This is a genomic window from Verrucosispora sp. WMMA2044 (genome assembly GCF_027497155.1).
GTDB classification, from domain to species: Bacteria; Actinomycetota; Actinomycetes; order Mycobacteriales; family Micromonosporaceae; genus Micromonospora; species Micromonospora palythoicola.
Genome location: NZ_CP114913.1, coordinates 5,910,592 through 5,923,661, shown reverse-complemented (window position 1 = coordinate 5,923,661; position 13,070 = coordinate 5,910,592). Strand labels below are relative to the sequence as shown.

Annotated in this window: 7 protein-coding genes and 2 rRNA genes; 4 read left to right on the top strand and 5 right to left on the bottom strand. The window is 67.8% G+C overall.

Translation table 11 applies throughout. The features are described 5' to 3' along the window. Positions 1–191: 191 nt before the first annotated feature. On the top strand, positions 192–1,352 hold the full coding sequence (locus O3597_RS26825) for a glycosyltransferase family 4 protein (RefSeq protein WP_281602776.1): 1,161 nt from the start codon (positions 192–194) through the stop codon (positions 1,350–1,352). Positions 1,353–1,478: 126 nt separating this feature from the next. On the opposite strand, the gene O3597_RS26820 is transcribed toward O3597_RS26825, so the two are convergent. Further along, positions 1,479–1,640: a hypothetical protein gene (locus O3597_RS26820; RefSeq protein ID WP_164449583.1), complete on the bottom strand. Its 162-nt coding sequence runs from the start codon at positions 1,638–1,640 to the stop codon at positions 1,479–1,481. Then, positions 1,637–3,355: a hypothetical protein gene (locus tag O3597_RS26815; protein ID WP_281602775.1), complete on the bottom strand. Its 1,719-nt coding sequence runs from the start codon at positions 3,353–3,355 to the stop codon at positions 1,637–1,639. The genes O3597_RS26820 and O3597_RS26815 overlap by 4 nt, the downstream gene beginning before the upstream one ends. Positions 3,356–3,591: 236 nt before the next feature. On the opposite strand from O3597_RS26815, the gene O3597_RS26810 reads away from it, so the two are divergent. The 3 genes from O3597_RS26810 (at position 3,592) to O3597_RS26800 (ending at position 9,176) form a co-directional block, all read left to right on the top strand. Then, complete coding sequence (locus O3597_RS26810) at positions 3,592–5,910, top strand: hypothetical protein (protein WP_281602774.1); 2,319 nt, start codon at positions 3,592–3,594, stop codon at positions 5,908–5,910. A gap of 11 nt (positions 5,911–5,921) precedes the next feature. Beyond that, positions 5,922–7,181 carry a polysaccharide biosynthesis protein gene (locus O3597_RS26805; protein ID WP_281602773.1) on the top strand — a complete coding sequence of 420 codons (1,260 nt, stop codon included), beginning with the start codon at positions 5,922–5,924 and terminating at the stop codon, positions 7,179–7,181. A gap of 180 nt (positions 7,182–7,361) precedes the next feature. Beyond that, positions 7,362–9,176 carry a VanW family protein gene (locus tag O3597_RS26800; RefSeq protein ID WP_281602772.1) on the top strand — a complete coding sequence of 605 codons (1,815 nt, stop codon included), beginning with the start codon at positions 7,362–7,364 and terminating at the stop codon, positions 9,174–9,176. A gap of 89 nt (positions 9,177–9,265) precedes the next feature. Here O3597_RS26800 and O3597_RS26795 read toward each other — a convergent pair whose 3' ends face one another. The 3 genes from O3597_RS26795 to O3597_RS26785 all read right to left on the bottom strand — a co-directional run bounded on the left by O3597_RS26795 (position 9,266) and on the right by O3597_RS26785 (position 12,957). Further along, positions 9,266–9,517: a hypothetical protein gene (locus tag O3597_RS26795; protein ID WP_281602771.1), complete on the bottom strand. Its 252-nt coding sequence runs from the start codon at positions 9,515–9,517 to the stop codon at positions 9,266–9,268. A 114-nt stretch (positions 9,518–9,631) separates the two neighbouring features. Further along, positions 9,632–9,748, bottom strand: a 5S ribosomal RNA gene (rrf, locus tag O3597_RS26790). A gap of 100 nt (positions 9,749–9,848) precedes the next feature. Further along, positions 9,849–12,957: ribosomal RNA gene (locus tag O3597_RS26785) — 23S ribosomal RNA — on the bottom strand. Positions 12,958–13,070 lie beyond the last annotated feature (113 nt).

Genomic DNA, 13,070 nt, shown 5'->3' with positions numbered 1-13,070 from the left:
ACATCGGCCACCAGACACCGGGCATCGCACGCGGTTGCGCTGCACACCCTGCCAAGGTTTCGGCCCGTCGGCAAACCCCTCGGCCACGACCCGTTACCGGATCGTCGCCGCCAGATCTGCCCATTGCGCAGCCGGGCCGGACCGCCCTAGGGTGGCGCGATCGTGCTCACTTACTCACCAGTAGGAGCAGCGTGGACAACACCGACACCCCCTCCCGCCACGTCCTGTTCCTCAACTGGCGAGACACCACCAACCCAGAGGGCGGCGGCTCGGAGGTCTACATCGAGCGGATCGCCGCCGAACTGGTCACCTTCGGTTACCGGGTGACTCTGCTCTGTGCCGCCCACGACAACGCCGGGCCCGCCGGGACCACCGAATCCGGCGTACGCGTGCTGCGTCGCGGTTCGCGGATGACCGTGTACCTCCGGGCGGCGCTGGTCTGCCTCGCCGGCCGGTTCGGCCTGGGCCCGCTGAGCCGGCGAGGTCTCGGCCGACCGGACCTGATCGTCGACGTCTGCAACGGCGTGCCGTTCTTCGCCCCGCTCTACGCCGGGCGGCCGGTCATCGCGCTGGTCCACCACGTGCACCGGGAGCAGTGGCCGGTGGTGTTCGGACCGTGGATGTGCCGACTCGGGTGGTGGATCGAATCCTGGCTCGCGGTCCGGCTCTACCGGCGGTGCCGCTACGTCACCGTCTCCGAGGCGACCCGCGCCGAGCTGGCGACCCTCGGCGTCGACGCCGAACGGATCGACGTGGTACCCAACGGAACCCCTCCGGCGACCGGTCCGTCCCTGCCCCGCACCCTCAACCCGTCGCTGCTGGTGCTCGGCCGCCTGGTTCCGCACAAGCGGGTCGAGATCGCCCTGCGTACGGTCGCCGAACTGGCCGCGGAGCTGCCCGAGCTGGAGCTGGTCGTGGCCGGGCAGGGGTGGTGGGAGGAGCCGCTGCGCGAGCGATGCGCCGCCCTCGGGATCAGCGACCGGGTACGGTTCACCGGCTTCGTCAGCGAGGAGGAGAAGCACGCCCTGCTCTGCTCGGCCTGGCTCGCGCTCACCCCGTCACTCAAGGAGGGCTGGGGTCTGACCATCGTGGAGGCCGCCGCCCGCAGCACCCCGACCGTGGCCTTCAGGTACGCGGGCGGGGTCGCCGAGGCGATGGTCGACACCGAGACCGGCCTGCTGGTCGACGACGAGCAGGAGTTCACCGCGGCCGTTCGGGAACTGCTCGCCGACGATGTCCGGCGCAAGGCGATGGGCGAGGCGGCCCAGTCCCATGCCGCCCGCTACACCTGGACAGCGACCGGTGCCCGGTTCGCTCAGCTGGTCACGGCGGCAACTCAGCGCACCGGCTGACCGGCCGATCGAGCCGGCCGATCAGACCCGCTGATCCGGCCAGCTCGATCGGCCGCGCTCAGGCCGTCGACCCTGGACACGACGAAAGGCGCCCGCGTGCTGCGGGCGCCTTTGCGCCGTTCGAGGTCAGCGCGTGCCGTACAGCGGGGCCTCGGTCTGCTCACTCACCTTGGTGTTGGCAGCCTCCTTGGCGGACGGGCTGAGCACGTTCGCCAGACCGACGCTGCCGAGCATGCCGAGCACGACCCCGAGTACCCCGACGGCGACGAACGCGGGCAGGTTCCTCATCCACCTTCTCCTTCCGCGGGACTCGCGTGCCGGGACGCTACCACGCGGTAGCACCATCGCGCAGTGCCCGAAGAAACGAGGACCAGCACCACCGTTCCGGCCAACAGGTGCGCCAGGCCCACCGGGCCGGGGTGGCTCGGCCGCGCCGCCGGACGCCACGCCGGATTCTCGTACAACGCCAGCTCGGCCCCGGCGTACACGGGCCGCAGCCCGGCCAACGTCGCCGGGTCCGGGGTCGGGCCGGCGGCGCGCTGCACCAGCACCCAGCGCGGGCCGGCCGCCGCCACCGGCTCACCGGCCGCGAGCAGCTCACGCAACCGGGCGGCGCGCGGGTCCTCACCGGCGACCGCGGTACCGTCCACGCGCAGCGTGTCGTCGATCAGGACCGACACGCCGAGGTAACGAGGCGCCGGATCGATCACCACCCGGCCACCGTTCCACCCGTAGCTCTGGTACTCCTGGAACGGCAGCGACACCACCTCGCCCGGCCGCTCGTCGACGAGCCGCGCCACCGTCTCCCAGTCCGCCGGCCACGCCACCGGCCGCAGCCGTCCCGCGCCACCGACGGCGAGGTCGGGCAGCACCGCCACCGGCAGCAACGCCGCGCCGGCCAGCAGCACCCGCCCGGTGGCCAGGTCGAACCGGGTCGCGAGTCGTCCGGCCAGTCGCTCCGCGCCGAGCGCCCCGGTGACCGCCAACAGCAGCACGTACGGCACCAGCAGCTTCTGCCCGTCGCGGAGCAACCCGGCACCCGGCACGGCGGTGACCAACCAGCCCAGCAGACCGGCCCCGCCGGGCAGCACCCCGAGCGCGGCACCCAGCCACGAGGCGACCGCCAACCACCCGAGCCGACCGACGACCGGCCGCGGCCAGCGGCGCCACAGCACCGGCACGCCGTACCCGGCGACCGCCAGCACCAGCAGCGTCGCCAGTGGTATCAGCCATCCGCTGCGGGACGCCGGGGTGGCCTGTCCGTTCCAGATTCCACCGGTGCCGGCCAGCGCCACCAGCGGCCCCGCCCAGTTCTCCGCGCGAGCGGCGAAGACCGCCACTCCAGCCGGGTCGGATCGGCCGGAGCCCGTACTGACGAACCCGGCCACCAGCCACGGCGCGTTCAGCAGCAGCGTCGTACCCACCCCGGTCAGCGCCGTCCGGGTCGCCCCCGGGTACCGCCCAACCAGCAGCACGGTGACCACGACCAGGGCGAGCAGCCCGCCGGTCGGGGTGATCGCGGACGCCGCCACCGCCAGCAACAGCCGACGCAGGGCACCCCGCTCGGCGTCACGCACCCCGATCGCGGCCCGCACCAACCAGGGCAACGCGGCGTACGCGACCAACAGCCCCCACTGCCCGATCAGCAGCCGCTCGGCCAGGTACGGCGTCCACGCGTACCCGAAGGCGGCCACCACCCGCACCCCGACCCGCTGCGTCGGCACCAGCCGTGCGGCACCCAGCGCGGCCAGGTAGAGAATCGCCACCAGCACCAGTCGTTGCAGCAGCCACCCGGGGAGCAGCTGCGAGGCCAGGGCCACCACGGCGTCCTGTGGGACGGCCCTGGGCAGGGCCGTGGCCGGGGCGATCACCTCCCAGCTCAGGGCCGGCCGGGGCACGAAGACCATGTCGTAGCGCAGCACGTACCCGGGCAGGGCCAGCGGCGCGAGCACCACCGTGGTCACGGTGGCGGCCACCGCGTGCGGCACCAGCCGTTCCCGCATCCGTCGACCTCACCACTGCCGGCGCGCGGCGATCGGCCGCGCTGGTGGCGGCCACTGTACGCGGCCTTCGTCGGCCCGATGACCATCGAACCATCCGTTGACCTGATGCAAGGCGCGACGGTCGGTGTGGCAGTGTTCCCGCCATGGCCGCGAACCCCTCTCCGCCTCCCCTCACGGTCGACCGGACCGCTGGGCCGGACGCACCGCGCCCGGACCGGGTTGGTGCGGGTTCGTCGATGCCCACGGACGGTGCCCCGGCGGCGGAGGGCACCGGCGGTTGGCTGGGCACCGACCGGATCCGGACGGCGGCGCTCGCGATCATCGCGCTCAGCGTGCTGTGGCGTGCCCAGATGGCCTCGCGCGGCTTTCTGGCCGCCGACGACTACGTGATGATCACACAGGCGGCGGAGTCCGACCTGACCGTCGGGCACCTGCTCACCCTCTACAACAACCACCTCATGCCCGCCGGCCGGCTGATCACCTGGCTGATCACCGAACACCTCGGGATGGTGTACTGGCCGTACGTGCTGCTGATGGCGCTCGGCCAGGCGATCCTCGGCATCGCCTTCCTCCGGTTGCTGCGCAGGCTGCTGCGACCGTCCTGGCTGCTGCTCCTGCCGCTCGGCGCGCTGATGTTCAGCCCGCTGACGCTGGAGGCCACGTCGTGGTGGGCCGTCGGGGTCAACATGCTACCGATGCAGATCGCCATGGTGCTCGCGGTGAGCGCACAGGTCAGCTATGTGCAGACCGGGCGCAAACGGCATCTGGTGACGCTGGCCCTGTCCGTGCTGCTCGGCCTCGTCTTCTTCGAGAAGGCGATCCTGGTCGTCGCGCTGGTCTTCCTGCTCACCGCCGCCCTCTACGCCGACGGGGGCTTCTTCCGCACCATCTGGACCACCATCCGCCGCTGGTGGCCGTCCTGGTTGCTGCTGACCGCGCTGTCGCTCGGCTTCCTCGCCGCCTACCTGAGCAACTCGGAGTCCTCGCTGCGGCGGCCGACGTCGGTCGGCGAGGTGTTCACCTTCCTCACCCAGATGCTCGGGTCCACGGTGATGCCGGGCCTGGTCGGTGGGCCGTGGCGATGGCTGGGGGCGGGGGACGGCGCACCGGTCGCGGCACCGCCGGAACTCGGCAGGTGGGTGGCCTGGACGCTCGTCGTGGCCCTGATCGTGGCCACCGTACGCCGTCGTCGTCGCGCCGGCCGCGCCTGGCTGCTGCTCGGGGCGTACCTGGTCCTGGTGGCGGGCATGCTGGCCGCGACCCGACTCGGCTCCACGTTCAGTGGGGTCGCCGGTGGCGTGCCCCGGTATGTCAGCGACGTCGTCGTGGTGGCCGCCATCTGTCTCGGCGTCGCCGTGGTCGGGCTGGCCCGCCCATCATGGGGCACCGGCGAGGCCGCGCCTGCCGTCCTCGACACACCGCCGGCAGGGTCGGAGACCAACCCGGAACCAGCGGACGGGACGGCTCCGGACCGCACCGTCGCCACACCGAGCGCCGCCTCGACGGCACCGGACCCCGACTCGACCGCGTCGACGGCCAGCGCGACCACACCGGTGCTGGCCGAGTCGGTCCGGACCGGGCCGCCGAAACAGGTGGTGGCGAGGCTCGGCGTCATCCACGCGGAAGCTCCCGTCGATCCCGAGCCGCAGCCCGCAGCAGCAGCCGAGCCGGCGCCGTCGGTGCTGGCCGCCGAACGCGTGCCGGACGACGAGGCCGGCGCAGTCGACAGCCCGGGGCCGGTCGCCAGCCAGCACCCGGCCGGTGGGCCGGATCCGGACGACGCCACGGCTCCAACGCCGCCCCCGCGCCAGTCCGTCGAACAACCGGCCGAGTCGGAACGGCGACCGCTGGCCGCCGACTCTCCGCCTCCGCCCGGGCTGTTCGGTCCGCTGCCGGAGCGCTACCGGGAGGCGGTGCACGTGATGCTCGCCCTGGTGCTCGTCGCCATCTGCCTGGGCACCGTCTGGACCACGTCCCGGTACAGCGACGAGTGGGCAGCCAAGTCCGGCAGGTCGTACGTCGACACGGTGCGGATCGAGATGGCCAGCGCGCCGCCGGACACGGTGTTCTTCGACGGCCCGGTGCCCGACGAGGTGGTGCCCAACCTGTCCTGGCCGTACAACCTGCAGTCCCGGTTCTTCCGCGCCTTCGGCACCCGTCCCACGTTCGTGGACGAGGCCGACAACCTGTCGGTGCTGGACTCCCTCGGCCGCATCCAGGTGGCCACGGTCGTCGGCAGCACCATCCAGCCGGGACCGCAGGAAGGCTGCGGCTACCTCGTCTCCGGCGGGCAGAGCGTACGAATGCCGCTCAACGAGCCCCGTCAGGACTGGCACTGGGTGGTCCGGATCGGCTATCTCAGCTCGACGACCGGCACGGGGACGCTACGGCTCGGCACCGGCACCGCCGAGTTCCCGATCAAGAAGGGCCTCAACCAGCGATTCTTCCGCATCATCGGCGGCGGGGACTCGGTCGAGTTGACCGTGCGCGGGACGGACATCTCGTTCTGCACCAACGAGATCGCGATCGGCAACCCGGCACCGAAGCCCGAGTAGGCCGAGCCGGCATGGCCCAGACCACGAGCAGGGACGTCGCACGGGTGCGACTCGGCGCGGCCGGTGCCGCGGTCACCGTCGCGACCGTGGTGACCAACGCCCTGGCGTACGTCGTTCCGATGCTCGGTGCGCGCCGGCTCACCGCCGCCGACCTGGGCGCGCTGGCGACGGTACTCGCGCTGGCCGCGATCGCGGCGGTACCCGGTTTCGGTCTGCAGATCGCGGTGGCCGCGCACCGGGCCCGCAGGGGCGCTGGTGACACCCGTCGTCTCGGGTTACGAACCGCAGCCCTCACGGCCGGGGTGACAGTTGCCGGCGCACCGGTGCTGACCATCGCCCTGCGGCTGCCGCTGGCACTCACGCTGCTGCTCGCCACGACCACGTTCGCCACCGTGCTCAGCGGCCGGTGGCTCGGCGAACTCCAGGGGCAGGAACGTTTCCTGCGGCTCGCCGCGGCGATGGTCGCGGTGGCCCTCGGTCGCTACGGGGGACTGGTCGTCGGGCTGCTGCTCGGCCGGGGGCCGGAGGTGTGCCTGCTCCTGACCACCCTGACCGGCCTGTTCGCGCTGCCGCTCCTGGCCCGTCTCGCCAGTTCACCCGAGTACCCGCGACCGGCCGACCCGGCTACGTCCGATCGCCCCGATGTCGTGCCGACCGAAACCTCACCCGCCCAGAGCCCCGCTGGGCGGCGACTGGGGGCGCGGCAGGTGATGACGGCCTGCGGAGCGACGCTGGCGATGCTCACCATCTCGTACGCGGACCTGATCCTGGCCCGCCAACTCCTACCGGCGGCCGACTCCGGCGCGTACGCCGTCGGCGCGGTCCTCAGCAAGGGTGCCCTCTGGGCGCCTCAGGTCGTCACGCTGCTGGTGCTGCCCCGGCTGGCTAAGGGTGATCGGCGGGCTCGACTGGTGGCCCTGGCGCTGATCCTGACGTGCGGGGCGGTCCTGGTGGTCAGTTCGGCGGTCGCCGGCGAACTGGCCTTCCGGCTTGTCGGCGGCGCCGACTACCTGCACCTGGCCGGAACGGCGCCGATGTTCGCGGCCGTCGGGGCGCTCTACGCGGTGGTGTTCATGCTGGTCAACGATCGGGTGGCGACCGCCGCTCGATGGCCCGCCGCGCCCCTCTGGCTGGCGACGGCCGGGTTGACCGCAGCAGCCGCCCTGGTCGCGCCACGCACCGTGACGGGAGTGCTGAGCTGCTCGCTGACCGTCGCCACGTTGGCTGCCGTGGTGATGGCCTGGCTGGTGTTCGGGCGCGGTCGGCGCTGACACGCGGGACATCCGACCGTCACTATGAGTGATAATCTGGCATGCTCGCCACGCCGAACGGGCACGACTGGAGTTCCGTGCCGGCTCGGGCTCCCCGACGGTGGTTCGGTTGGCTACCGTGGTTCTCTTCCGGAGTAGGATCCCCTGGCTCCACATGCGGTATGTCGCTAAGAGGTAGTTGTGACGCTGTACGGCGAAGAACGCCCCCCGCCGGCCGACGATCGGCCCACGGTGCAGGTGGCTGCGGTCAGCTGGCCGATCGAGGAGCCGGTCCGACCGGCGCCCGTTCCGCCGGACGGCAACCGTTCCCGCTCCCGCCGGTTCCGGCTGCTGCTCGCCTCCGGCGTGGCCACCGCCGTGCTCGGCTCGGTGGGCGCGGTGGCGGTCTGGGCCTACGCGGGTGACGTGCCGCGCGGCACCAGCGTCCTCGGCACCGAACTCGGTGGGCGCAGCCGGACGGACGCCGCGCGGGAGCTACAGGCGCAACTGGACCGCCGCGCGGCCGAACTCCAGGCCCCCATCCAGGTACGCGTCGGCGAGCGGACGGCCGAGATCAATCCGGCCGAGGTGGGGCTCACCGTCGACGTGGAGGCCACCGTGGCCGCCGCCGCCGCGACGAATGCCCACGCCGTGGACCGCCTGGTCGGTTCGCGGGAGATCGAGCCGGTCGTCTCGGTCGACGTGCCGAAGCTGGAGTCCGCGCTGAAGAAGCTCGTGGGCGACCAGGGCCGGAAGATGACCATGCCGGCGATCACCTTCTCCGGCACGAAGCCGAAGGTGCGCTACCCGAAGCCCAGCCTCACCATCGACCCGGAGCATTCCGCCGAGGCCGTCAAGCAGGGCTGGTTGAGCGGGCAGCCGGTGACCGTCCCGCTTGTCGAGAACCACCCGGCCAGCACCAGAGAGGACGTCGACCGGCTGGTTGCCGAGCTGGCCGAACCGGCGGTGGCGGCACCGGTCAAGCTGACCACGGAGCGTGGTTCGGTCACCATTGCGCCGGAGGCCATCGCGAAGGGCCTCCGTTTCAAGGCCGACAAGACCGGCAAGCTCACGCCCAGCGTGGACGTCAAGAAGCTGAAGGCCGCGCTCGGCAGCAAGCTCGACACCGTCGAGGTGGCCCCGAAGAACGCCACGATGAGCATCTCCGGCGGCAAACCGAAGGTGAAGGACGGACGGCCCGGCAAGCAGGTCGACACCAGCAGCCTCGGCGCCGACCTGCTCGCCGTCCTGCCACGCGGCGAGGATCGTGCGATCTCCGCCGAGTTGAAGCCGGTCGAGCCGAAGCTCACCGCGGCGAAGCTCCGCAGCCTGGGGATCAAGGAGAAGGTGTCGTCCTTCACCACCAACTTCACCGGCGGCCTCTCCTCGCCCCGTAGCCAGAACATCGTGACGATCGCCAACGACGTGAAGGGCACGGTGGTGCTGCCCGGCGAGACGTTCTCGCTGAACGGTCACACCGGCGAACGCGGCTACGCCCAGGGCTACCGTGACGCGCCGGTGATCCTCGACGGCAAGCTGGTGCCGGGCGTCGGCGGCGGCACCTCGCAGTTCACGACGACCCTCTTCAACGCCTCCTACTACGCCGGCCTGGAGGACGTCGAGCACAAGCCACACTCGTACTACTTCAGCCGGTACCCGGCGGTCATCGAGTCGACCATCTTCTGGCCCAACCTCGACTTCAAGTTCCGCAACAACACCGAGTACGGCGTTCTGATCGACACCTCCTACACCGGCAGTTCGGTGACGGTGTCGATGTGGAGCACGACGATCTGGGACAGCGTGAAGACCGAGTACGGCCCTCGGCGGAACATCACCTCGCCGAAGACCGTCTACCTGGAGCCCGGGCCAACCTGCATTCCCGCCAACGGCAGCCAGGGCTTCACCCAGGACGCGTTCCGGGTCATCAAGAAGGACGGCAAGGTCGTCAAGCGGGAGAAGTTCAGCTGGACCTACAGTGCGGAACCCCGCTTCATCTGCGCCAAGAGACCCGCCTGACGTCCACCGGGCTCCAGCACCGTCACGGCCCCGTCGGCTCCGCGCCGGCGGGGCCGTTCCCTGTCGCGGCGCTCCGACGAGCTGCGCGACTATGCCTGACCGGCTTCGCGACGGCGCCGCTTACCCAGGTCGTCGGGAGACGGCGTCGGAACCATGCGTTCTTCCTGCACCCTGATCTCCATGCGAGATCGATAGGCAGCCGGATGCCAGATCTCCTCGAACGGGCCCATCATCTCGCCGCCGATACCGCGGCGACGAACACGAACTCCCAGCCAGCCGAGCGCGCCCAGGATCGCGGCCAGACAGGCGACGACCACCACGAACATCAGCACGCCGTCCACGAAGCAAGCCTAGGACAGGTCGCGCGCTTCTCGTGCTGGGCCAAGGGCGCACCCCGCAATACTTGCTGAAATGCGTTCAGGGCCACCCTGTGGGTGGCCCTGAACGGGAAGAATGTCCGGCGGTGTCCTACTCTCCCACACCCTCCCGGGTGCAGTACCATCGGCGCTGGAGGGCTTAGCTTCCGGGTTCGGAATGAGACCGGGCGTTTCCCCTCCGCCATGACCGCCGTAACCTTATCAACATGTCAAACAACACCGTTCGCCGACACCATCGTGTCAGGGGTGTGTTGTTTGTTTGTTGTGAGTTACACAGTGGACGCGAGCGATCGTTGTAGTCAAGTCCTCGGCCTATTAGTACCGGTCAACTGAACCCGTTACCGGGCTTACATTTCCGGCCTATCAACCCAGTCGTCTAGCTGGGGGCCTTACCCACCCGAAGGTGGTGGGATACCTCATCTTGAAGCAGGCTTCCCGCTTAGATGCTTTCAGCGGTTATCCCTTCCGAACGTAGCTAACCAGCCGTGCCCCTGGCGGGACAACTGGCACACCAGAGGTTCGTCCGTCCCGGTCCTCTCGTACTAGGGACAGCCCTTCTCAAGTATCCTACGCGCACGGCGGATAGGGACCGAACTGTCTCACGACGTTCTAAACCCAGCTCGCGTACCGCTTTAATGGGCGAACAGCCCAACCCTTGGGACCTGCTACAGCCCCAGGATGCGACGAGCCGACATCGAGGTGCCAAACCATCCCGTCGATATGGACTCTTGGGGAAGATCAGCCTGTTATCCCCGGGGTACCTTTTATCCGTTGAGCGACACCGCTTCCACACGCAAGTGCCGGATCACTAGTCCCGACTTTCGTCCCTGCTCGACCCGTCAGTCTCACAGTCAAGCTCCCTTGTGCACTTGCACTCAACACCTGATTGCCAACCAGGCTGAGGGAACCTTTGGGCGCCTCCGTTACCCTTTAGGAGGCAACCGCCCCAGTTAAACTACCCACCAGACACTGTCCCTGAACCGGATAACGGTCCGAAGTTAGATACCCGAATCAACCAGAGTGGTATTTCAAGATTGCCTCCACCCATACTGGCGTATGAGCTTCACCGGCTCCCACCTATCCTACACAAGCCGACTCAAATACCAATGTCAAGCTATAGTAAAGGTCCCGGGGTCTTTCCGTCCTGCCGCGCGTAACGAGCATCTTTACTCGTACTGCAATTTCGCCGGGCCTGTGGTTGAGACAGTGGGGAAGTCGTTACGCCATTCGTGCAGGTCGGAACTTACCCGACAAGGAATTTCGCTACCTTAGGATGGTTATAGTTACCACCGCCGTTTACTGGCGCTTAAGTTCTCCGCTTCGCCCCGAAGAGCTAACAGGTCCCCTTAACGTTCCAGCACCGGGCAGGCGTCAGTCCATATACATCGAATTACTTCTTCGCATGGACCTGTGTTTTTAGTAAACAGTCGCTTCCCCCTGCTCTCTGCGGCCATACAACGCTCCACCCGCGCGGGGCTTCACGTCTCCGGCCCCCCTTCTCCCTAAGTTACGGGGGCAATTTGCCGAGTTCCTTAACCACAGTTCGCCCGATCGCCTCGGTATTCTCTACCTGACCACCTGTGTCGGTTTGGGGTACGGGCCGCTCGAAACTCGCTAGAGGCTTTTCTCGGCAGCATAGGATCACTGACTTCACCTGAATCGGCTCGGCATCACGTCTCAGCCTCATGACGTGCGGATTTGCCTACACGTCGGCCTACACGCTTACCCCGGCACAACCACCGGCCGGGCTCAGCTACCTTCCTGCGTCACCCCATCGCTTGACTACTACCCGCCAGGTTCCCACGCTCCCCACCCTCAACCCGAAGGTCTTGGATGGTTTGGGTGGTTAGCACAACGAGGTTCGTCAGGGACGCTCCTTCGCGGGTACGGGAATATCAACCCGTTGTCCATCGACTACGCCTCTCGGCCTCGCCTTAGGTCCCGACTCACCCAGGGCGGATTAACCTGGCCCTGGAACCCTTGGTCATCCGGCGGAAGGGTTTCTCACCCTTCTTTCGCTACTCATGCCTGCATTCTCACTCGTGCCGCGTCCACAACTAGGTCACCCTGCTGCTTCACCCCCGGCACGACGCTCCCCTACCCACCCACACACCTGCACACCACCCCGAAGAGTGATGCGAAGTCATAGTGTGAGTGCCACAGCTTCGGCGGTGTGCTTGAGCCCCGCTACATTGTCGGCGCGGAACCACTTGACCAGTGAGCTATTACGCACTCTTTAAAGGGTGGCTGCTTCTAAGCCAACCTCCTGGTTGTCTATGCGACCCCACATCCTTTTCCACTTAGCACACGCTTAGGGGCCTTAGCTGGTGATCTGGGCTGTTTCCCTCTCGACTACGAAGCTTATCCCCCGCAGTCTCACTGCCGCGCTCTCACTTACCGGCATTCGGAGTTTGGCTGATTTCGGTAAGCTTGTAGGCCCCCTAGACCATCCAGTGCTCTACCTCCGGCAAGAAACACACGACGCTGCACCTAAATGCATTTCGGGGAGAACCAGCTATCACGGAGTTTGATTGGCCTTTCACCCCTAACCACAGGTCATCCCCCAACTTTTCAACGTTGGTGGGTTCGGCCCTCCACACGGTCTTACCCGCGCTTCAGCCTGCCCATGGCTAGATCACTCCGCTTCGGGTCTAGAACATGCGACTCAAACGCCCTCTTCAGACTCGCTTTCGCTACGGCTCCCCCACACGGGTTAACCTCGCCACATGCCACTAACTCGCAGGCTCATTCTTCAAAAGGCACGCCGTCACCCCGCAAGGCTCCGACGGATTGTAGGCGAACGGTTTCAGGTACTATTTCACTCCCCTCCCGGGGTACTTTTCACCATTCCCTCACGGTACTCGTCCGCTATCGGTCACCAGGAAGTATTTAGGCTTACCAGGTGGTCCTGGCAGATTCACGGCAGATTTCAGGAGTCCGCCGCTACTCGGGAACACCCACAGAAGACCAGCTGCTTTAACCTACCGGACTATCACCGTCTACGGTCAGCCTTTCCAGACCATTCAGCTAACAACTGGCTTTATAACTCCTTTGGTGGTTGTCAGCCCACCACATGAGGTCCCACAACCCCGACCACGCAACCCCTGACAGGTATCACACGCAACCGGTTTAGCCTCAATCCGCTTTCGCTCGCCACTACTCACGGAATCACTATTGTTTTCTCTTCCTACGGGTACTGAGATGTTTCACTTCCCCGCGTTCCCTCCACACACCCTATGAGTTCAGGTGCAGGTGACATCACATGACTGATGCCGGGTTACCCCATTCGGACACCCTGGGATCACAGCTCGGTTGACAGCTCCCCCAGGCCTATCGCGGCCTCCCACGTCCTTCATCGGCTCCTGGTGCCAAGGCATCCACCGTTCGCCCTTGACAACTTGACCACAAAGATGCTCGCGTCCACTGTGCAATTCTCAACAAACAACCAACCCACAACCCACCGTCTCCCACCAGCCCGGCCACCGCCGGCGGTATGAGAAACCAGGCCATGCCTGGC